The following is a 20969-nucleotide window of genomic DNA, read 5'->3' as shown; positions in this document are numbered from 1 at the left end:
TGTGGCATGCCGGTCCGGAGCGTGTACACCCATGTGCCCGATGTTCACGTGGATGAACGTGTGACTCTCGTGCGGTCCGCCGTCCAGTGGCTCAGCTTCTCAGGGTTGCGCATGACCCAGATGCGCGTGATCCGGCCGTCCGCGACGTCGAACGCGAACACCGACACCACGACGCCGTCCCGCACGGCCACGAGACCGGGCTGGCCGCTCACCGTGCGTTCCAGGAGCGCCAGGTCGCCGGAGCGGTGGCGGGCGATCTCCAGCAGGGCGCCGGCGATCCGCTCACCGCCCTCGATCGGGTGCGGGAAGGTCACGACGCGGCCGCCGCCGTCGGCGGTCGCGACGGCGCCGGGATCGAGCAGCCCGATCAGCGCGTCGATGTCCTGGGTCTCCCAGGCCCGCCTGAACTCCCTGACGACTCCGGCGCGTTCGGCTGCCGGAACCGCCGAGGGCCGCGCGGCCCGGACCCGGCGGCGGGCCGAGGAGGCCAGCTGGCGGCAGGCGGCGGGGGTACGGCCGACGATCCCGGCCACTTCGGCGAAGGAGAGGCAGAAGACGTCGTGGAGGACGAACGCGACGCGCTCGGCCGGGGTCATCGAGTCCAGTACGACCAGGAACGCCAGGTGCACCGACTCGTCCAGGGTCACCCGGTCGGCCGGGTCGCCGCAGGCGCCGCCGGACCGCGCGGTGGTCCACTCGGTACCGTCCGGCAGCGGCTCGGGGATCCATTCGCCCACGTACGTCTCCCGCCGGACCCGGGCGGAGGACAGCACGTTGAGGCAGACCCGGCCGGCCACCGTCGTCAGCCAGGCGCCCGGCGACGCGATGGCCTCCCGCCGTTCCGGGGACAGCGCGTACCAGCGGGCGAAGGTCTCCTGGACGGCGTCCTCGGCCTCGGCCACCGAGCCCAGGAGCCGGTAGGCGACGCTCATCAGCTGCCGTCGCTCGCTCAGGATCGCGTCCAGGCCCGGATCGGCCACCCGCGCTCCCCGTTCCCGTCCTTGCCCGGCCGGTGTGGTCATGGTGCCGACGGCTCCCTCGGTCGCGACTGCCCTCACCGGTCCGACAGGACGGCCCGCCGGAATGTGAGGCCGCTCGACGCCTGACATTCGGCCGGGCCGTGCTGTCGAACCGGGAGACCCACCCATCATCGCGACCCGAAGCCCGGAGAGACCATGACCACCTCGATGCCGACGACACCGTTCACCGAACCGGCGTCCCCACGGCGGATCGGCGCGGCGGCCGATTCGCTCACCGCACACGGCTTCGCCGTGGAGATCCTCGACGACGCCGCGGCCGCGCGTATCCGCGTCGGGGAACTGATCCCGGAGGGCGCCGGCGTCCTCACCGCGGCGAGCGAGACACTCCGGCTGTCCGGGATCGACGACGACGTCAACACCGGCGGCCGGTACCGGCCCGTCCGGCCGCGCGCGCTGGCCATGGACCGGACCACCGACGCCGACGAGATCAGGCGGCTGGTCGCCTGCCCGGACGTCATCGTGGGCAGCGTGGCCGCCGTCACCGAGACCGGTTCCCTGGTGGTCGCCTCCGGCAGCGGAAGCCAGCTGCCCGGCTACGCGGGCGGCGCCGGGCGGGCGATCTGGGTCGTCGGCGCGCAGAAGCTGGTACCCGACCTGGACACCGCGCTCCGGCGGGTCCACGAACACTGCCTCCCGCTGGAGACCGCCCGCACCCTGCGGGCCTACGGACGGCCCAGCGCCGTCAACCGGCTCCTCGTCCTCAACGGGGAACACGTGGCCGGACGCGGCACCGTCCTGCTGCTCCGCGAAGCCATCGGCTACTGACCCGCGGGGCCGGACCGCGGGCGGCCCGCGGCGCCAGGCCCCGCTACCGGACACGGGCGGCCCGCCGCAGCGCGTCCCGCACCCGCGTCACAGCGGGGTTGCCGTCGGCACGTCGCCGAGTGGCGGCGAGCCGTCCCAGTGGCGACGATGCAGCCAGGGGCATGACACCAGGATCGCCCTGGCACGCGCAGCCTGATTTTCCTATGGGAACCCGGCCGCGGGCGTCCCGCCCGGCCCACAGCGAGCCCACCGCCCGAGGAGGCACCCCGATGTCCAGGCCGCCGCTGCCGCCCGAGGCCCAGGAGTTCCTGCGCCGCCCCAACCCGGCCGTCATGGCCACCCTGCGCTCGGACGGGACCCCGGTGTCCGCCGCGACCTGGTTCCTGTGGGTGGACGGCCGGGTCCTGCTCAGCCTGGACGAGGGCCGGGTCCGCCTCAGGCACCTGCGCCGCGACCCGCGGGTGACGCTCACCGTGCTCGACGGCGCCGACTGGTACACCCATGTCACCGTCGTCGGCCGGGCCGTCGAGCTGACCGAGGACCAGGGGCTGGCCGACATCGACCGCATCGCCGTCCAGTACACGGGCCGGCCCTATCCCGACCGGGTCCGTACCCGGGTCAGCGCCTGGGTCGAGGTCGACCGCTGGCACGGATGGGGCGCCCACCGGGACAGCGACCAGGCCTTCACCGGCTGACCCGGCACCCGGCGGGCACCACGTCCCGTGCGCACGGCAGTGGGACGGTCCGATCGCACAGCAGCGGTCCGAGCGCACGCCGGCGGTCCCGATCGCCCGTCGCCGGTTCGATCGCACAGCACAGAGGGAGGAACACCGATGCAGGCCGTCACCGCCACCGACCGCGACGCCGGGGTCCGCGGGCTGACCCTGACCGAGCTGCCGTATCCGCACGCCGCCGAGAACGACGTCGTCGTACGGGTGCATGCCGCGGGGTTCACCCGGGGAGAGCTCGCCTGGCCCGGAACGTGGACCGACCGCACCGGCCGCGACCGGACGCCCAGCGTGCCGGGACACGAGGTGTCCGGGGTGGTGGCGGAACTCGGCTACGGAACCACCGGACTCACCGTCGGCCAGCGCGTCTTCGGCCTGACCGACTGGGCCCGCGACGGCTCACTCGCCGAGTACGTCGCCGTGGAGGCCCGCAACCTCGCCCCGCTGCCCGCGGACGTCGACCACACCGTGGCGGCCGTGCTGCCGATCTCCGGACTGACCGCCTGGCAGGGCCTGTTCGACCACGCGCGGATCGCCGCCGGGCAGACCGTCCTGGTGCACGGCGCCGCGGGCGGGGTGGGCTCGCTCGCGGTGCAGCTGGCGCGGGGGGCGGGGACCCGGGTGATCGGCACCGGCCGGGCCGCCGACCGGGACACCGTCCTCGCGCTCGGCGCGCACGCGTTCCTCGACCTCGACACCGACCGGCCCGGCGATACGGGCGAGGCCGACGTGGTGTTCGACGTGATCGGCGGTGACGTCCTGGACCGCTCCGCCGCGCTGGTACGGGCGGGCGGCACGCTCGTCTCGGTCGCCGAGCCGCCCAGGGTCCGGCCCGAGTCGGGCCGGGCGGTGTTCTTCGTCGTGGAACCCGACCGCGCCATCCTGGCGGAACTGGCGCGGCGGCTCAGGGACGGACGGCTGCGGGTCCGGGTCGGGGCGGTCAGGTCGCTGGCCGAGGCGGTCGACGCCTTCGCCCCGCAACGGCGGATCGCCGGCAGGACCGTCATCCGGGTCGCCGAGGACGGCGGCTGACCCGGCCGCCGGGCGCGAGTGGACCAACGCCGTTCCGCCGTAGGGATCACGTGTCCGGTACGACAGGTGGGTCATCGTCCTTCCGTACCGGCACGTTCCTAGCGTGGCGACGCTACGCGGGACCGGCCACGCGGCCGTCCCGCTCTCGTCCGACCACGAAAGGAGTGGGCGTGAACGCTCGCTTCGCCAGGATGCGCACAGGGGTGCTCGGGGCGACGGCCCTGATGGCGCTGGCCACCTCGATCCTCCCGGGACCGGCGTCCGCCGCCACCGCCCGCAAGACGGTGAGCGGCGACCACTGGGGCGTCATCACCCGCAACACCATCGGTTCTCCCGTCGCGGCGCTGCGGAGCGGTCCGTTCGGCCCGATCGGCGTGCAGGGCCCCCAGGCGGGGCCGCCGTACGGCGACGGGAGCCTCGGCCTCGAGGTGGCGGACCGTTCCACCTCGCTGAGCCCGGCCGCCGAGAAGGCCTCCTTCGGCAACGAGGTCGACTTCTACGGGAACCGGGTGCTCGGCCTGGACCGTGTCGGCTTCCACGTCTTCCAGACCGCCGAGAACATCTCGTACGGCGGCGCCGGGAACATGCCGAACCTCACGTTCGAGATCAACCCCAACCTCGCCGCGGCGCCCGGCACCACGTACGCGTCGATGGTCTGGACGCCGGGCCCCTCGCCGGTGGTGGGCCGCTGGAGTTCCTACCTCGACGCCACCACGACCGGTTCCTGGCACCTCACCGGCAGCGCGGGGACCGCGACCGGCTGCACCCTGAGCACCCCGTGCTCCTTCGCGGGACTGAAGGCCGCGCTGAACGACGGCGGCGCGGAGCCCACCGCCTACTCCGTCGCGGTGGCCAAGGGCCGCGACTACATGTGGATCGGTGCCGTCGACGGCCTGCGGATCAACCGGACCGTCTACGACTTCGAGGCCGACGGGGTCAGGGCGCGCAGGATCGGCTGAGCGCGCCACCCGGCGGGGCGGCAGCGCCGGCCGCCCCGCCCGTCTCGACCGAGCGGGTGCCTTCCGGCGTGCCGGGCGGCGGGTGCGGAGCCACGGCCGCGGGCACGGCCTAGCCTCGGCGGCGACGAACGCATGGACGGCCGAGGTCTGGAGTCGCGGTGATCACCCATCCGAGTTTCACCGTGGAACCATGGTGCCTGCGCGAGAGCGAGCTGAACCTCGATCTGATCGCGCAGAGCGAGTCGGTGTTCGCCCTCTCCAACGGGCACATCGGATGGCGCGGCAACCTGGACGAGGGCGAACCCCACGGACTGCCCGGCGCCTACCTCAACGGCGTGTTCGAGCGGCATCCGCTGCCGTACGCGGAGGCCGGCTACGGGTATCCCGAGTCCGGCCAGACGATGATCAACATCACCGACGGCAAGATCATCCGGCTGCTGGTCGACGACCACCCGTGCGACCTGCGCTACGGTCGGCTGCTGGAGCACGAGCGGGTGCTGGACTTCCGTACCGGCGTGCTCAGCCGTACCGCCCGCTGGATGTCGCCCGGCGGCCGCACGGTGCGGATCACCTCACGGCGGCTGGTGTCCTTCACCCAGCGGGCGGTGGCCGCGATCGTGTACGAGGTCGAGCCCGAGGACGGACCGGCCACGGTGGCCGTGCAGTCGGAACTCGTCGCCAACGAACAACTGCCGAGCCTCCAGGGCGATCCGCGGGTCGCCGCCGCCATCGAGTCGCCGCTGACGCCGGAGGAGAGCTTCGCCCAGGGCACCCGGCTGCGGCTGCTGCACTGCACCGACCGCAGCGCGCTGCGGGTGGGGGCGGCCGCCGACCACATGGTCGAAGGGCCCGACAGCACCCGCTGGACCGCGCAGAGCGAGCCCGACGTCAGCCGCCTGACGGTGACCGCGGACCTGACCCCAGGACAGCCGCTGCGGCTGTTCAAGTTCGTGGCCTACGGCTGGTCGGGCGAGCGTTCCCAGTCGGCCGTGCGCGACCAGGTGGACGGCGCGGTGGCGGCCGCGGTCAGCGCCGGCTGGGACGGGCTGGTGGCGGACCAGCGCGCGTATCTCGACGAGTTCTGGGCCGGCGCGGACGTCGAGGTGGAGGGCGACGCGCAGATCCAGCAGGCGGTGCGGTTCGCGCTCTTCCACGTGCTCCAGGCGGCCGCCCGCGGCGAGAACCGGGCGATCCCCGCCAAGGGGCTGACCGGCACCGGGTACGACGGGCACTCCTTCTGGGACACCGAGTCCTACGTGATGCCGGTCCTGACGTTCACCGCGCCGGAGGCCGTCGCGTCGGCGCTGCGCTGGCGGCACCGCATGCTGCCGGCGGCACGGGAACGCGCCCGCGAGCTGAACCTGGCGGGAGCGATGTTCCCGTGGCGCACGATCGACGGCTCGGAGTCGTCCGCCTACTGGCCGGCCGGGACCGCCGCCTTCCACATCAACGCGGACATCGCCATGGCCGCCGTCCGGTACGTCCTGGTCACCGGGGACGAGGAGTTCGAACGCAATGAGGGCCTCGACCTCCTCGTCGACACCGCCCGGCTGTGGCGTCGCCTCGGCCACCACGACGCCGACGGCGTCTTCCACATCGACGGCGTCACCGGGCCCGACGAGTACAGCGCGATCGCGCGGGACAACCTGTACACCAACCTGATGGCCCGCCAGAACCTGCGGGCCGCCGCCGACGCGGCCACGCGCCATCCGGACCGGGCCGAGGAACTCGGCGTCGACGACGAGGAGACCGCCGGCTGGCGCGAGGCCGCGGCCCGCATGGCACTGCCGTACAACGAGACCCTCGGCGTGCACGAGCAGTCGGCCGGGTTCACCGCCTTCCAGCACTGGGACTTCGACGCCACCCCGCCCGAGAACTACCCGCTCCTCCTGCACTACCCCTACTTCGACCTGTACCGCAAGCAGGTGGTGAAACAGGCGGACGTGGTCCTGGCGATGCTGGAGTGCCCGTACGCCTTCACCGACGACGAGAAGGTGCGCAACTTCGCCTACTACGAGGCGCTGACCGTCCGCGACTCCTCCCTGTCGGCGTGCTGCCAGGCGGTGCTGGCGGCCGAGACCGGACATCTGCGGCTGGCCTACGCCTACCTCACCGAGGCCGCGCTGATGGACCTCGACGACCTGGAGCACAACACCCGCGACGGACTGCACATCGCGTCCCTCGCCGGGACCTGGCTGGCGCTGGTGGGCGGCTTCGGCGGCCTGCGGCGGCACCTCGACGACGAGGGGAAGCCGGGCCTGCTCGGGTTCGCGCCGCGCCTGCCCGAGGCGCTGTCCAGGATCGCCTTCACCGTGCAGACGCGCGGGCAGCGGCTGAAGGTCGACATCGAACGGAACCGGGCGCGCTACCGGCTGGTGGAGGGCGAACCGCTGACCGTGCTCCACTTCGGGCAGCCGGTGACCGTGACCGTCGACAAGCCCGTGGAACGGGAGGTCCCGCCCTGCTCCGTACGCCCCGAGCCCCAGCAGCCGCACGGCCGCCGCCCGGAGGGCCTGCCGAGCGAGGAGGAGCCGCGCGAGGAGACGCAGGACTGACCGCGGCCCACGGGCACACGCGCCCGGCGTGCCGGGTCAGAGACCGGCGAGCCAGGCCGTGGTGTCCTGGGGGCGGCGGAAGCGGAGGGTGCGCAGCGGCGCGAAGCGCGGGTCGCCGACCCGGCGCTCGATCTCGCGGGCGCGGGGTCCGTGCTGCGACCAGGCCCACCACGCGGGGTGGTCGCGGCGCAGCCAGCCCGCCCAGGTCTCCCGGTTGCCGCCGAAGACGGCCTCGCGGGTGACGGTGCGGCGCAGGGACCGGCGCAGGACACGCGGCATGATGTGGCGTCGCGGATAGTCCAGCCAGATCACCGTGTCGGCCCGGTCCCACAGCAGGTCCCGGACCTCGGGGTAACCGATGGAGTCGATGATCCAGCGCCGTCCGTCGGTGAGGCGGGCGACGTCCTCGGCCAGGTCGGCGTTGGTCGCCCACTGGGGGCCGACGTAGTACAGGGCGTCCATTTCGTGGTACGGCAGACCCAGGCGGCCGCTCAGCGCACGCGCGAGCGTGGATTTGCCCGCGCCGGTCACACCCACCACCAAGATCCGTTCCACGCCCGCACCCTACCTGCCGGCCGACGGGACCCGTATCGGCGGTCCGGCGGCCGAGGCCGGTCCCGCCCGCGCCGCCTCTCCCGCCGGCATGCCGGGAAAGAAATGTCCGGGGCGATGTCGATCCGGCCGTATCCCGTTCGACGTCAGGGTGCGCGGCGCCCTGCCGCAACGGTGACAAGACAGAACCTGACAAGGAGAGCCGTGGAACAACTACTGAAGGCCATGAACTTCTGCGTTTCGAGTGACGGCGTCGCCGCCGGCGAGCACCAGACCCTGGAGCGCCCGTTCGGCCTCGACGGCCCGGAGAGGCTGTTCTCCTGGGCGGGCGCCACGGCGAGCTGGCCCATGCGCACGGATCCCGGCGGGAGCCGGGGCCTCGACGACTACTTCACCCGCGACTTCGCCCGCAACATCGGCGCCGAGATCATGGGCCGCAACAAGTTCGGGCCCCAGCGCGGGCCGTGGCAGGACCTGGAGTGGCAGGGCTGGTGGGGGGAGGAGCCGCCGTTCCGCACGCCGGTGTTCGTGATGACCCATCACGGGCGTCCGTCGATCACGCTCTCGGACACCACGTTCCACTTCGTCGACGGCGACCCGGCCACGGTCCTCGCCCAGGCCCGGGAGGCGGCGCAGGGCCAGGACGTCCGGCTCGGCGGCGGGGTGTCCACGGTCCGGCAGTTCCTCGAAGCGGACCTGGTCGACACCATGCACGTGGCCGTCTCACCGCTGAAGTTCGGATCCGGCCTGCGGCTCTGGGAGTCCCCCGAGGAACTCCTCGACCGCTTCCACCTGGAGGTCGTCCCCAGCAGCAGCGGCGTGACGCACCACTTGTTCTGGCGCAGATGACACGGGGCCCGCACGGACGCGGGCCGCGACCGCGAGGAGGGCGTCCGGCCGCCGGACGCCCTCCACGGCGGTGCGGCCGCCCGCGTCCCCGTGCCGACGCACGAAGGCACTGGCGTCCGGCAGGCCGGTCGGACGTGGATGCGCCGAGCAGGTCGCGGGCCCGTCGGCACGCCCGGGACGTTGCGGCCCGTGCCCATGGGCCGACCGGTGCTCGGATCAGACCGTGGAGCCGAAGTAGTGGCCCTTGTCCAGGTCCTCCAGGAGGCCCGGGTGGGAGGGCTGCCAGGTGAGGAGTTCTCGGGTGGCGGTGCTGGAGGCCGGGTTGTCCATGCCGATGAAGCCGCCCAGCCAGGTGAAGTGGGCGGGTGCGTCGGCGGGCGGGACGGAGACGACCGGTACGCCCAGGTGACGGCCGATCACCTCGGCGACGTCGCGGATCGCGACGCCCTCCTCGCCCGCGCCGTGCAGCACCGAACCCGCCGGTGCCTTCTCCACGGCCAGCCGGAACAGCCGCCCGATGTCGAGGCGGTGCGCGGCGGGCCACCGGTTCGCGCCGTCGCCGACGTAACCCGAGGCGCCCCGTTCCCGGGCGATCCCGACCAGCGCCGCCATGAATCCGTTGTCGCCCTCGCCGTGGCAGGTGGGCGAGAGCCGTACCACCGAGGAACGCACACCGCGCGAGGCCAGTTCCAGGGCCGCCATGGCGGTGGCCTGGCGTTCGGAGACCGGTGAGCCGTCGAGCGCCGGCATGTCCCGCTCGGTGGCCGTCCGGCCCGGAGTGAGGCCGAGCAGTCCCGAGGCGAGCACGAAGGGCCGGTCCGAACCGGCCAGCGTCTCGCCGAACGCGTCCACGGCCCGGCGGTCCGCCTCGGCCGCCCCGAGGAAGTCGCCGCTGAAGGCGATGTCGTGCTTGAAGGCCAGATGGATCACGCCGTCGGACTCGGCGGCGGCCGTACGCAGCACGTCGAGATCGTCGACGGTGCCCCGGACGACCTCCGCCCCGGCGCCGGTGAGCGCCGCCGCGGAGGTGTCCGAGCGGGCCAGGCCGACCACCTGGTGCCCGGCGTCGAGGAGTTCGGGCACGACGGCGGAACCGAGCCAGCCGGAGGCACCCGTCACAAAAACACGCATGGGAGGACCCCTAAAGTCGATGACAGTGACTGACATCGACCGTAGCACTCGATGTCAGTCACTGTCATCACGTAGGATTCCGCCATGGGCAGATGGGAGCCGAACGCGCGCGAGCGCCTGGCGGAAGCGGCGTTGCAGCTCTACGCGGAGCAGGGGTACGAGCGGACGACCGTCGCGCAGATCGCCCGGCAGGCGGGCCTCACCGAACGGACCTTCTTCCGGCACTACGCCGACAAGCGCGAGGTCCTCTTCGCCGGCTCCCCGCTGCAGGACCTGTTCGTGACCGCCGTCGCGCAGGCGCCGCCCGCCGCGCCGCTGCCCGATGTGCTCGGTGCCGGACTGGACGCGGCGGCCGCGATGTTCGCCGGCCGCCACGCGTACGCCCTGCGCCGCCAGGCCGTGGTCGCCGCCCATGCCGAACTCCGGGAACGCGAACTGATCAAGCTCGCCGCGCTGGCGGCGGCCCTCGCCGAGGCGCTGCGCGGCCGCAGTGTGCCGGAGCCCACCGCGACCCTGGCCGCGGAGGCCGCGGTGGCCGTCTTCAAGGTCGGCTTCGAGCGGTGGATCACGGCCGCCGACGAGACCGACATGGTGCCGGTGCTGCGCGAACTGCTGGACGAACTCGGCAGGATCACCGCCAGGACCTGAGGGCCCGCTCTCAGAACGCGGTCAGCGTCAGCGTGAAGCCCGTCGGCGCCGTGTCCTGGACGTAGGAGGCGAAGTCCGCCACGTCGTCGAAGGCGAACCCGTAGGCCTTGCCGTCCTCGGTCGCCGCGTGGATCGCCTTCGCGTAGTGGTTGGTCGTGCCGCCCTGGTAGAAGGAGGCGGGGTCGGTGGCAGGCTGGTCGGTGACGGTGAGCAGCGTCGACCGGTTGAAGCCGGCGCCGAGCACCGCCGCGACGGGTCCGGTGGTGCCGTCGTTGGGCGCGGCCAGGGCGCCGTCGCAGAACAGCACGTCGCGGGTGGACGGCTTGGCGAAGGACACCGGCGCGGGCCCGTCGAAGACGAACCGGTCCGCCCGCACCCGCCCGGTGAACGTGCCCGCGTTCGTGGTGATCCGGAGATCCTTGCCGGTGAACGTGCTCCACACCTCGTCGATGTACGGGTCGAGGTAACTCGCCGAGAAGAGGCCCGCGTCCAGACCGTGCCCCGGCGCGATGATCCGGGTGTCGTCCACGACCAGCTTCGCGAACTCCTCGACCTCGCGCACGGCCGCGAGGGCCGCCGCCCGGCCGCCCTGCCGCAGCGTCCCCGTCGTCTGGTCCTTCTCGCCGGTGAGCCGGATGCTCATCGGCACGCTGAACATGTCGACCATCGTGGTGTTGCAGAACATCCCGGACGCGTTGTGCGTGAACTCGGCGCAGTCGTGCAGCACTCCGTAGCTGGGGTCCGACGCGACCCATCCGGCCGGGTACTGGAGGGCCGGGTTGCCCGCGCCGTCGGTCACGGCCTTGAACCTGAGCTTGTCGCCGAGCGCCACGTAGATGCGGCCGGACATGTAGGGCAGCGAGAGCGCGGTGTCGCCGCTGCCGGAGAGCGGGATGGCGTAGTCGGTGAAGCCGTCGGCGCCGTTGTCGGCCAGCGCGACCGGCGCGAGCTGCCCGTCGGGCGTGAGCCGCACCTGCTTGCCGTCCTGGTTGCCGACGACGTACAGGTGCACGGACGCGTTGTCGAACGACCCGGTGCCGTTGACGACGGTGACGGGGAGCGTGCCGGAGGCGGCCGTGGTCCGCGCCGTGGCCCGGTCCGCGAGCGCGTGCGGGGCGACGGCCGCGACCGCCGGAGCCGCGACGGCCGCGCCCCCGAGGGCGATGAGCATCTTGCGGCGGGACAGGTCGCGCTGGTGACGGGGCATGTGCGGGGCTCCTCGGGTGTGGGGGGAGGCGGGGGCACCGGAGGGTGCGGGCGGGCGCGGTCCGCCTGAGGGCACGGACCGGCACCCGCCGTCTGAGAGCGCTCTCACGATCGCGTCGCGCGCCACCGGTGAGCCCCGACCATAGCCACGCCGGTTGCTCCCGCCAACCGGAACGCGAAGGACCCAAATGGCCCTGAGCTGCGCCTACTTGATGACTCGTACGCAACCCAGGGACACTTAAGGCGTCTTTAAAACGCAGTTAAGCAAGGAAGCCGGCAAGCGGCCCGGCCGCGAACGCGCTGCGTGCCCGCCCGGCTCCGGCCGGTGTGCCGTACGGCTCCTCAGCCCGCGCTCCGGCCGAAGTCCACGTCGTCGGCGCGGACCGTGCCCACCAGTCCCGCCGAGGTGACCTCCAGCGCGGTCACCTCCACCGGGCCGGGGCCGGGCTGCCGCGCCGACCGCTCGCGCAGCGCCTCCTCGATCGCGGCGGCGAGCCCGGCGGGTGCGGGTTGGCCCAGGACCCGGGCGTCCACCAGCTCGAACGCCGTCCGGCCGTCCCGGAGCGACGGCCGGACCGTGACCGTGCCCAGCCCGCCCCGCACCGAGATCACCAGTGTGCCGTGCGCCGGGTCGGCGGCCACCCCGGAGACCGCCGGTCCCCGCGCGTTCCGCTCCAGGGACCGCGCGACGGCGTCGGCCGGCACCGTGATCCGGCCGCGCAGCCGTCCGACGCGCGGCGCGCCCCGCACCGTCACGTCCGTCAGCCGCAGGTCCACCGAGGCCCCGGTGATCCGGCCGAGCCGCGCGTCCGAGCCCGTGACCCGCACCCGGTCGAACCGGCCCCGGGCCAGCCCCAGCAGCGCGGATCCGCCAAGGTGCACCTGGTTGGCGCCGATCCTGGTCCGCAGCCGGCCGGAGATCCGCCCGTCGACCATCCCGCGCGCGACGAGTTCCGCGGTTCCGGCGAGCAGTGCCGCAAGGACCACGGCGGAGACGAGGAGCCGTCGGCCGCGCGGCCGACGGCGCGGTCCGGGTACCGCGGCCCGCCCCGGTGCCGCGCAGCGGGCGGCCCGCGAGGCCGTACCGCCCGTGCGGCCCGTCACCGGGTCACCGGTCCCGCCGGCACGGCCGCGCCCGTGGACTCCGCCCGGCCCCGCGAGCCCTCCGGATCCAGCCGCGGCAGCAGCCGGTCCAGCCACCGCGGGATCCACCAGTTCGCCTCGCCGAGCAGGTACATGGCGGCCGGCACCAGCAACAGCCGTACCACGGTGGCGTCCAGGACCACGCTGACGCCAAGTCCCAGCGCCAGCATCTTGATGACGACGCTGGTCGACAGCAGGAAGGCGAGGAACACACTGGTCATGATCAGCGCGGCACAGGTGATGACCCGCGCGGTGCCGGCCAGCCCGACCGCCACGCTGCGGTGGTTGTCGCGCGTCTCCAGCCAGGTCTCCCGCACCCGGGACAGCAGGAAGATCTCGTAGTCCATGGAGAGACCGAAGACGATCGCGAACATCATCATCGGCACGTACGACTCCACCGGAACGGCCTCGTCGATGCCGAACAGCCGGGATCCCCAGCCCCATTGGAAGACCGCGACCACCACGCCGAAGGAGGCGGTGATCGACAGCAGGTTCAGCACCGCCGCCTTGAGCGCCACCAGCGGGCTGCGGAACACCGCGAGGAGCAGCACGAAGGCGGCCGCGACCACGACACCGACGACCACGGGCAGCCGGTCGGCGAGGATGTCCCGGAAGTCCTGCTGGGCGGCGGTGGTTCCGGTCAGATAGCCGGTCGCGCCCTCCTCGGACAGGACGCCGGGCAGCACGTCGTCCGACAGTCGGTGCACCAGGGCGGTGGTCGCCCGTGCCTGCGGCCCGGTGTCCGGCGTGACCGTCGACACGAGCAGCGCCCCGTCCTCGGTGGCCTTGGGGGGCGTGGCGGCGGCGACCCCGGGGGTGGCGGTGAGCGCGTCGCGCAGCGCGCGGGCGAGCGCGTCACGCTGCGCGCCGGTCGTGCGATGGTCCTTGTCGAGGGTGACGACCACGGTCAGCGGCCCGTCGGCTCCCGGCCCGAAGCCGTCCGCGACCAGGTCGTAGGCGCGCCGCTCGGTGTACGACACCGGAGAGGCACCCGCGTCGACGTGCCCGAGCCGCAGCGCCGCCGCGGGCGCGCCGAGCACGCCCAGCACCACGAGGCCCAGCAGCAGGAACGTCCACGGGCGCCGGCGGACCGTCGCGGCCCACCGGTGCCATATGTCGCCGCTGTCGTCGGGCTCGTCCACCGGGGTGCGGACGTGCCAGCGGTCGATCCGCCGCCCGGCCAGCCCCAGCAGCGCCGGGGTCAGCGTGAGCGCGGCCAGCGCACCGACCAGGACGGTGGTGCCGGCGGCCACCCCCAGCATGCCGATGAAATCCACCCCGGAGGCGAAGAGCCCGGCGAGGGCCGCGGTGACGGTCAGCGCGGCCACCAGCACGGCCCGTCCGCTGGTGGCGACGGTCCGCGCGGCCGCCTCGACGGGGCCCTCGGCGGAGTGCAGCAGCTTGCGGTGCCGGGTGACGAGGAACAGCGAGTAGTCCAGGCCGACGCCCAGCCCCATCATCGTCGCCAGCGTCGGCGAGGCCGCCGCGAACGCGTACCGGCTCGCCAGCAGTCCGAGGACGCTCAGCCCCGCGAGCAGCCCGATGACCGCGGTGAGCAGCGGGAAACCGGCCGCCGCCACACTCCCGAAGCCGAGCAGCAGGACCAGCACCGCCGTGCCGATGCCGATGGCCTCCGACGCCCGGTCCGCCGCCGCCGGGCGGGCCAGCTGGCCGAGCGGGCCGCCGTACTCCACGGTGACGTCGTCGGCCCGCAGCGCGCGTACGGCCGCGTCGACCCGGCCGACGTACGACTTCTCGAACTGCGCGGGATTCTCCCGGAACCGGACGGTGTAGTAGCCGGTGCGGCCGTCGGCCGTGACCGCGCCCGCCGTGTCGAGCGGTGCCGCGACCGAGATCACCTCGGGCAGCGCGGTGAGCCGCTGCCCGGCCGCCGCCAGCGTGTCGCGGTGCGCGGAGAGCGGTCCGGCGTCCGAACGTACGACGATCTGCGCGGCCACTCCGCGCGAGCCCGCCGCGCCGTGGGCGTTCAGCAGGTCGGAGCCGGTGCGGGACGGGGTGCCCGACAGGTCGAAGTCGTCGGCGTAGGAGCCGCCCCAGGCGCGGTCGGCGGCCACCGCGGCCAGCAGTACGAGGAGCCACACACCGATCACCCGCCAGGGGTGGCGGGCGCAGGCACGGCCCAGGCCGTACAGCAGTCCGCGGCCGGGCGGGCCGGTGTCCTTCACGGGTGTCACGGTGGTCGGACCGATGCGTCGCATGCCTGCTTCCCGAGGTCGAGGAGGGGCGCCGGCCGCGACCGGGCCGGGGAACGGCGCACGGCGTTCCCCGGCCCGGCCGTCGGCGGGCCGCCCAGGAGTCGGCCCCGATCATGACCCGCGGAGGACAAGAGGATCATCGGCGCAGTGTTAGGGGACTGTTAGGCCGCCCCTGCGGACCCGGCCGCGGCGTCGGGCCCACCGTCCGCGCTGCTTAGGATCGCTGCGGGCCCCGGACGTGCGGGCCCGGCGACCGAGCGGCGGACGGAGGCGGGCATGGACACCGGCGGCGGACTCGTGCTGATCGTCGAGGACGATCCGAACATCGCCGCTCTCCAGGAGCTGTACCTGGCCCGCAACGGCTTCGGCACCCGCGTCGAGACCGACGGCCTGCGCGGCCTGGAGGCCGTCGCCCGCCTCCGCCCGGTGGCCGTGGTGCTGGACGTGGCCCTGCCAGGACTGGACGGCGTGACCTTCTGCCGGCGGCTGCGGGACCGCGGCGACTGGACCCCCGTCCTGATGGTCACCGCGCGCGCCGACGAGGCCGACCGCATCCTCGGCCTGGAACTCGGAGCCGACGACTACATCACGAAACCCTTCTCCCCGGGCGAATTGGTCGCCAGGGTCAACACCGTGCTGCGCCGCGGCCGGGGCGCGCCCGGCGGCCGTACGCACGTGGCCGGCGCCCTGCGGGTCGACACGGCCCGGCGCACCGTGCACCGGGACGGCGCGGAGATCGAGCTGACCGCGACCGAGTTCAACCTGCTCGTCCACCTCCTCGACCGGCGCGGCCGCGTCTTCACCCGGCGCGAGCTGCTGGCACACGTGTGGGGCGAGGAGTCGGCGTACCGCGACCCGCGCGTGGTCGACGTCTACGTGTCCCAGCTGCGCGGCAAACTCGGCGGGGCGAGCCCGATCCGCACGGTGCGCGGGGTGGGGTACGGCACCACGGACCCGGCCCGATGACCGGGTTCCGCGCCGCGGGACGGGCGCGCCGCAGGACGGGTCTGGCCGGCGAACTCGTCCTGCTGGCCGGTGCCGTGACCACGGTCGCCGTCCTGCTGACCGGCCTGGTCGCCTGGCACACCGTGCGGGGCACCGCCGAGGCCCAGGAACGCGACCAGCTCGCCCGGCAGGCCAAGGTGCTCAGCCGGGTGCCCGCCCTGTCGGCCCTCCTGTACGAGGGGGAGCAGCGGATCGCGGGCGCCAACGGCGTCGAGATCGCCGTCGTCGACGCGGCGGGTGTGGTCAGCGGACCCGCGGCACCCGCGCTCGGCACACCGCAACGGGACGTCCTGCTGTCCGGCAGGCCCCTGTCGGCGACCGGCGCACTGCGGGGCACCGAGGTGCTCGTCGAGGGCATCCCGGCCCGCCGGGGCGGCGCCGTCGTCCTCACCAGGCCGCTCACCGACGTCGACACGGCGGCCGCCCGGATGCGCCGGGACCTGCTGCTCCCGCTCGGCGCGGGCCTGGCGGGCGCCGTCGCGGCCGGCGTGCTGCTGGCCCGGCGCCTGGCCCGCCCGCTCGGCCACGCCGTGGACGTCGCCGCCCGGCTCGCCGCGGGAGAACGCGGTGTGACCGATCCCGACCCGGCCGCGACGCCCGGCCCCGCCGAGGCGGTCGAACTCGGCCGCGCCCTCGGCGTCCTGGACGCGGCGCTGGCGCACGGGGAGCGTCGGCAGCGGGACTTCCTGCTGTCCGTGTCGCACGAGATCCGCACCCCGCTGACCAGCGTCCTCGGCTACGCGGAAGCCCTCGCCGACGATGTCGTACCGGCCGAGCGGCTGCCCGGGGCGGCGCGCGTCCTGCACGCCGAGGCCCGCCGCCTCGACCGCTTCCTCGCCGACCTCCTCGACCTGGCCGCCCTCGAAGCCGACGACTTCCGCCTCGACGTGACGGACACCGACCTCGACGCGCTCGTGGGCGAGGCCGCGGCGGTCTGGCGGGAGCGGTGCGCGCGGCACGGCGTCGAGTTCAGGCTGGAGCGGACCGGCCGGCCCGTGCCGGCACGCACCGACGGCTTCCGGGTCCGGCAGCTGACGGACTGCCTGCTCGCCAACGCCCTGCGGCTCACTCCTGCGGGCGCTCCGGTCGTGCTCGCGATCCGGGTACGGGACGACGGCGCCGAGATCGAGGTGCGCGACGGAGGGCCGGGCCTGACGGAGGACGACCTCGCGGTCGCGTTCGAACGCGGCGCCCTGCACGAGCGGTACCGCGGGCTGCGTCCGGTCGGCACCGGTCTCGGCCTCGCCATCGCACACCGCCTGGCGACCCGGCTGGACGGCACCCTGACTGCCCGGTCCCGGGGCCCGGAGGGCGGCGCGGTGTTCACGCTCGGCCTGCCGACGACCGGGAAGCCGTGACCGGACCGGCTCGGGCGGGGCTCATGCGGGGCCCGGCGTCCGGCGAAGGGCCCGTCCGCTCGCGGACGGGCCCTTCCCCGTGCCGGTGGCGCCCGCCCGTGCCGCGCGCGGGTGGTCAGCCGCGTCCGGGGCGCGGCAGGACCTGGACCGTGTCGCCGACGGCACGCTCGCCGGTGGCGTCCGACGTGACGTTGACGAGGCTGCCGTCGACGGCCATGGCGCTGGAGCCGCCGCCGTCCAGGTTGAGTGCCTGCACCGCGCCGAGCGAGCGCATGAACCGGGCGGCCTCGGCGAGCGTGAAGCCCTCGCTGACACCGGGCTGGCGGCCGTCGACGGTGACCAGCAGCAGCCGGCCGCGGGCGTCGACGCCCGCCAGGGTGCGCGGCTGGCGCACGTTGGACCAGGCGAACCCGAAGGAGAGGTCGAGCGGGTCCAGGGTGCCCTCGGTGGCGGCGTCGATGTGGATCCGGCCGTCCTCGACCAGGGTCGGGGCCGCGCTGACCACGCTGTCGTCGGGACCGAGCCGGACCTGCCGGCCCGAGGAGTCACGGACCGTCTCCCGCAGCGTCAGCCTGCTGCCCGGCCCGGCGTGCGCGGCGAGCCAGGCGCCCGCGGTGCCGGTGCCCTGGAGGACCGAGCCGCCGGCGGGCACGGAGCCGCCCCGGTCACCCCGCGAGACGACGACACCCTGCCGGTCCAGGACCACCTGGACGCCGGCGCCCGTGGGCAGCGGCGCCCCGAACGCGGAGGTGAACTTCACCAGGTCGTCGGCGAGGGAGCAGGTGACGTCCTGGCGGGGGAGTGCGGTGGGCACGGTGCCCGGGCGGCCGCAGTTGCGCACCTTGCCCGGCACCCGGTTGATGCCCTCCACCGCGCGGACGGCCGAGCCGGACCGCACGGTCACCGTGGTGGACAGGTCGGCGACGCGGACGTGCCGGCCGCCGTCGGCGAGGATCAGCGCGGCACGGGATCCGGCGGCCATCGACTGCAACGCGCCGTGCACCGCGGACAGTCCGGCCGAGGTGCCCTGGACGCCGTCCGCGTCGGAGGTGACGAAGAAGCCGCCGTTGACGCCGACCAGGGAGCCGAGCCGGGCGGCGACCGTGGAGGTCTTCTCCCGGTCGGCCGTGTCGCCGCCGTCGCTGACCTCGACGGTGCCGCGCAGCCCGGCCGGATCGACGACGGCGACGTGGACGCGTTCCGCGTCGGGGCGCCGGCGCCCGTCGTAGCCCGTCCACTCGACGGAGGTGCGGAATCCCGCGGCCGACACCGCCGCGCCCGCGGTCACCGCCTCGGCCTGCGTGGCGTATCCGCCGACCCTGACCTGCCACCCCATCGTGCCCCGCGGGGTGTCGGCGTACGGGTCCCACGCCACGCGCTCGACGCGGGGCGCGAAACCGGCGGCGCGCAGCCGTCCTGCGGTGGTGCCGGCCCAGCCGTGCTCGCCCAGCGGGGCCCAGGCGGCGGCTCCGGTGAGCCGGTCGACCGCCGGGGCCTGCACGGTGACCGTCCACGTGCCGGCGGCCCGCGGGTCACGGAGCACTCCGGTCCTGACCTCGACCCCGGGCGCCACGTGCCGGGTGGTCCACGTGACGGCGTCCGCCGCGCCGTGCCCGGTCCGCGCGCTCGCGTCGGCCGGCGGCACGAACGCCACCAGGGCCAGCACGGTTCCCAGCGCGAACCCCCGTCCCGCTCTGCGTCGTACGTCCCGCACCGCGTATCCGAACGTCCTGGCTCCGACAGACATGCCTCTCCCGACGTACGACTCGACCGCGCGGTGCCGCCCGACCGAAACGCACCGCACGGCCATCCCAGCCGGACGCGAAGGCCCCTGCGTGAAGCGGCGGACACCTGGTGGCGAAGGCTGCCTGACATCCGGCGCCCACAAGATATGGACGGCGCGTTCATTTCATGGTTATATGAACGCGTCGTTCATTTAGGTGCGTCCGCAGAGGAGACCCCCATGAGCACCCCCACCACCGACCGCGTCGCCCTGGTCACCGGAGGCTCGGGCGGCATCGGCCGCGTCGCGGCCGAACGGCTCGCCGCGGACGGGTTCGCCGTCGCCGTGCAGTACGCGGGCAACAAGGCCAGGGCCGAGGAGACCGTGGCCGCGATCACCGCCGCCGGCGGCCGGGCCCTGGCCGTGGGCGGCGACGTGGCCGACGAACACGAGATGAGCACCGCCTTCGACACGGTCGAGGCGGCCTTCGGCGGCATCGACGTGGTCGTGAACACCGCCGGGATCATGATCCTCTCGCCGGTCGCGACCCTCGAACTCGCCGACCTCGACCGGATGCACCGCACGAACATCCGCGGCACCTTCGTCGTCTCCCAGCAGGCGGCCCGCAGGGTCCGGCCGGGCGGCGCGATCATCAACGTCTCGACCTCGGTGGTCCGCACCCAGCTCCCCGGCTACGGCGCCTACGTCGCGAGCAAGGCCGCCGTCGAGGGCCTGACCCTCATCCTCGCCCGCGAGCTGCGCGGCCGGGACGTCACCGTCAACGCCGTCGCGCCCGGCCCCACGGCCACACCGCTGTTCCTGGAGGGCAAGGACGACGCCACCATCGAGAACTTCGGCAGGGCTACCCCGCTGGAGCGCCTCGGCCGGCCCGACGACATCGCCGAGGTCGTCTCGTTCCTCGCCGGCCCCGCCCGCTGGGTCAACGGCCAGGTCCTCTACGCCAACGGCGGACTCGCCTGACCCCGGAACACACCGGCCGCCCCGCCGCCCCACCGACACAGCGAAAGGGACCACCTCCATGTCCACCACCGGCAACGTCGTCCTCATCACCGGCGCCTCCAGCGGTTTCGGAGCGCTCACCGCCCGCGCGCTGGCGGACGCCGGCCACACCGTCCACGCCGGCATGCGCCGGACCACCGGCCGCAACGCGCCCCAGGTCCGGGCCGCCGCCGACTACGCCGACGAGCACGGCGTCGACCTGCGCCCCGTCGAACTCGACGTGAACTCCCAGGCGTCCGTCGACACCGCCGTCGCACGGATCGAAGCGGAGCACGGGCGCATCGACGTACTGATCCACAACGCCGGGCACATGGTGACCGGCCCCGCCGAGGCCTTCACCCCCGACCAGCTCGCCGAGCTGTACGACGTGAACGTCCTCTCCACCCAGCGCGTCAACCGGGCCGCGCTGCCGGGCATGCGCCGGCGCCGCGCGGGACTGGTGGTCTGGGTGTCCAGCACCAGCGTCAAGGGCGGTACCCCGCCCTACCTCGCCCCGTACTTCGCGGCCAAGGCCGCCATGGACTCCCTCGCGGTGTCCTACGCCGGCGAACTCGCCCGCTGGGGCGTGGAGACCTCGATCGTCGTACCCGGCTCGTTCACCAGCGGCACCCAACACTTCGCGCACTCCGGCCGCCCCGAGGACACCGCCGTCGAGGCCGAGTACGAGAGCCGGTACCCCGGCCTGATGGACCAGGTGGCGGCGAAACTCGCCGCCCTCGCTCCCGAGGACGCGCCCGCCTCGCTCGTCTCCGACGAGATCGCCCGGGTCGTCGCGCTGCCCGCGGGACAGCGCCCTTTCCGCGTGCACGTCGACCCCGCGGGCGACGGCTCCGAGGAGGTCTCCGACACCGCCGACCGGATCCGCCGCGACTTCCTCACCCGCATCGGCCTCGCCGACCTGCTCACCGTCGGGAGGTGACGTCCGCCATGACCGGCACCGGGACTCCCGCGGCCGTCAGGACCTTCGCCGAGGCGTTCGCGGCCGTGTTCACCCACGACGCCGAACTCGGCGACCGGGGCCGCGAATACCATGGCCGCG

At 74.2% G+C, this 20969-nt stretch carries 18 protein-coding genes; 11 read left to right on the top strand and 7 right to left on the bottom strand.

What is annotated here, in order from left to right; genetic code table 11:
- Positions 1–44: 44 nt before the first annotated feature.
- Positions 45–1022, bottom strand: a complete 978-nt coding sequence (gene sigJ / locus ACIQOE_RS32915) for an RNA polymerase sigma factor SigJ (protein ID WP_401415357.1) — start codon at positions 1020–1022, stop codon at positions 45–47.
- 153 nt (positions 1023–1175) lie between these two features.
- On the opposite strand from sigJ, the gene ACIQOE_RS32910 reads away from it, so the two are divergent.
- From ACIQOE_RS32910 to ACIQOE_RS32890, 5 genes are all read left to right on the top strand, one after another.
- Positions 1176–1805 (top strand): LUD domain-containing protein, encoded by a 630-nt coding sequence (locus ACIQOE_RS32910; RefSeq protein WP_401415355.1) that lies wholly within the window; start codon positions 1176–1178, stop codon positions 1803–1805.
- A gap of 269 nt (positions 1806–2074) precedes the next feature.
- Positions 2075–2500 carry a PPOX class F420-dependent oxidoreductase gene (locus ACIQOE_RS32905; RefSeq protein ID WP_351323237.1) on the top strand — a complete coding sequence of 142 codons (426 nt, stop codon included), beginning with the start codon at positions 2075–2077 and terminating at the stop codon, positions 2498–2500.
- A gap of 138 nt (positions 2501–2638) precedes the next feature.
- Positions 2639–3565 (top strand): NADP-dependent oxidoreductase, encoded by a 927-nt coding sequence (locus ACIQOE_RS32900; protein ID WP_365574476.1) that lies wholly within the window; start codon positions 2639–2641, stop codon positions 3563–3565.
- A 170-nt stretch (positions 3566–3735) separates the two neighbouring features.
- Positions 3736–4524 carry a hypothetical protein gene (locus tag ACIQOE_RS32895; protein WP_401415352.1) on the top strand — a complete coding sequence of 263 codons (789 nt, stop codon included), beginning with the start codon at positions 3736–3738 and terminating at the stop codon, positions 4522–4524.
- A 158-nt stretch (positions 4525–4682) separates the two neighbouring features.
- Positions 4683–7079 (top strand): glycoside hydrolase family 65 protein, encoded by a 2397-nt coding sequence (locus tag ACIQOE_RS32890; protein WP_401415350.1) that lies wholly within the window; start codon positions 4683–4685, stop codon positions 7077–7079.
- A 36-nt stretch (positions 7080–7115) separates the two neighbouring features.
- Here ACIQOE_RS32890 and ACIQOE_RS32885 read toward each other — a convergent pair whose 3' ends face one another.
- Positions 7116–7634: an adenylate kinase gene (locus tag ACIQOE_RS32885; RefSeq protein WP_399010598.1), complete on the bottom strand. Its 519-nt coding sequence runs from the start codon at positions 7632–7634 to the stop codon at positions 7116–7118.
- Between the two features lie 201 nt (positions 7635–7835).
- On the opposite strand from ACIQOE_RS32885, the gene ACIQOE_RS32880 reads away from it, so the two are divergent.
- On the top strand, positions 7836–8480 hold the full coding sequence (locus tag ACIQOE_RS32880) for a dihydrofolate reductase family protein (protein ID WP_401415348.1): 645 nt from the start codon (positions 7836–7838) through the stop codon (positions 8478–8480).
- Between the two features lie 216 nt (positions 8481–8696).
- On the opposite strand, the gene ACIQOE_RS32875 is transcribed toward ACIQOE_RS32880, so the two are convergent.
- Positions 8697–9611 (bottom strand): SDR family oxidoreductase, encoded by a 915-nt coding sequence (locus ACIQOE_RS32875; RefSeq protein WP_401415346.1) that lies wholly within the window; start codon positions 9609–9611, stop codon positions 8697–8699.
- An 84-nt stretch (positions 9612–9695) separates the two neighbouring features.
- On the opposite strand from ACIQOE_RS32875, the gene ACIQOE_RS32870 reads away from it, so the two are divergent.
- Positions 9696–10259 (top strand): helix-turn-helix domain-containing protein, encoded by a 564-nt coding sequence (locus tag ACIQOE_RS32870; RefSeq protein ID WP_401415344.1) that lies wholly within the window; start codon positions 9696–9698, stop codon positions 10257–10259.
- A 10-nt stretch (positions 10260–10269) separates the two neighbouring features.
- Here ACIQOE_RS32870 and ACIQOE_RS32865 read toward each other — a convergent pair whose 3' ends face one another.
- The 3 genes from ACIQOE_RS32865 to ACIQOE_RS32855 form a co-directional block, all read right to left on the bottom strand.
- Complete coding sequence (locus tag ACIQOE_RS32865) at positions 10270–11466, bottom strand: glycoside hydrolase family 64 protein (protein ID WP_399010593.1); 1197 nt, start codon at positions 11464–11466, stop codon at positions 10270–10272.
- Positions 11467–11807: 341 nt separating this feature from the next.
- Complete coding sequence (locus tag ACIQOE_RS32860) at positions 11808–12569, bottom strand: DUF2993 domain-containing protein (RefSeq protein WP_399010591.1); 762 nt, start codon at positions 12567–12569, stop codon at positions 11808–11810.
- Positions 12566–14827 carry an MMPL family transporter gene (locus tag ACIQOE_RS32855; protein ID WP_401415342.1) on the bottom strand — a complete coding sequence of 754 codons (2262 nt, stop codon included), beginning with the start codon at positions 14825–14827 and terminating at the stop codon, positions 12566–12568. The genes ACIQOE_RS32860 and ACIQOE_RS32855 overlap by 4 nt, the downstream gene beginning before the upstream one ends.
- A gap of 273 nt (positions 14828–15100) precedes the next feature.
- Here ACIQOE_RS32855 and ACIQOE_RS32850 point away from each other — a divergent pair, with 273 nt between their 5' ends.
- Positions 15101–15790, top strand: coding sequence for a response regulator transcription factor (locus ACIQOE_RS32850; RefSeq protein WP_401415340.1), 690 nt, complete (start codon positions 15101–15103; stop codon positions 15788–15790).
- Entirely contained in the window at positions 15787–17187 is a 1401-nt protein-coding gene (locus ACIQOE_RS32845) for a sensor histidine kinase (RefSeq protein ID WP_401415338.1), read from the top strand. Before ACIQOE_RS32850 ends, ACIQOE_RS32845 begins: the two co-directional genes overlap by 4 nt.
- A 115-nt stretch (positions 17188–17302) precedes the next feature.
- On the opposite strand, the gene ACIQOE_RS32840 is transcribed toward ACIQOE_RS32845, so the two are convergent.
- Positions 17303–18934, bottom strand: a complete 1632-nt coding sequence (locus tag ACIQOE_RS32840; protein ID WP_401415336.1) for a phosphodiester glycosidase family protein — start codon at positions 18932–18934, stop codon at positions 17303–17305.
- Between the two features lie 216 nt (positions 18935–19150).
- On the opposite strand from ACIQOE_RS32840, the gene ACIQOE_RS32835 reads away from it, so the two are divergent.
- Positions 19151–19891, top strand: coding sequence for an SDR family oxidoreductase (locus ACIQOE_RS32835; RefSeq protein WP_351323251.1), 741 nt, complete (start codon positions 19151–19153; stop codon positions 19889–19891).
- A gap of 58 nt (positions 19892–19949) precedes the next feature.
- Entirely contained in the window at positions 19950–20849 is a 900-nt protein-coding gene (locus ACIQOE_RS32830; RefSeq protein ID WP_401415334.1) for an SDR family oxidoreductase, read from the top strand.
- Positions 20850–20969 lie beyond the last annotated feature (120 nt).

It is taken from the genome of Streptomyces sp. NPDC091282 (genome assembly GCF_044757385.1).
GTDB classification, from domain to species: domain Bacteria; phylum Actinomycetota; class Actinomycetes; order Streptomycetales; family Streptomycetaceae; genus Streptomyces; species Streptomyces gramineus.
The sequence above is the reverse complement of the archived record's forward strand: the minus strand, read 5'-3'. Positions and strand labels throughout refer to the sequence as shown.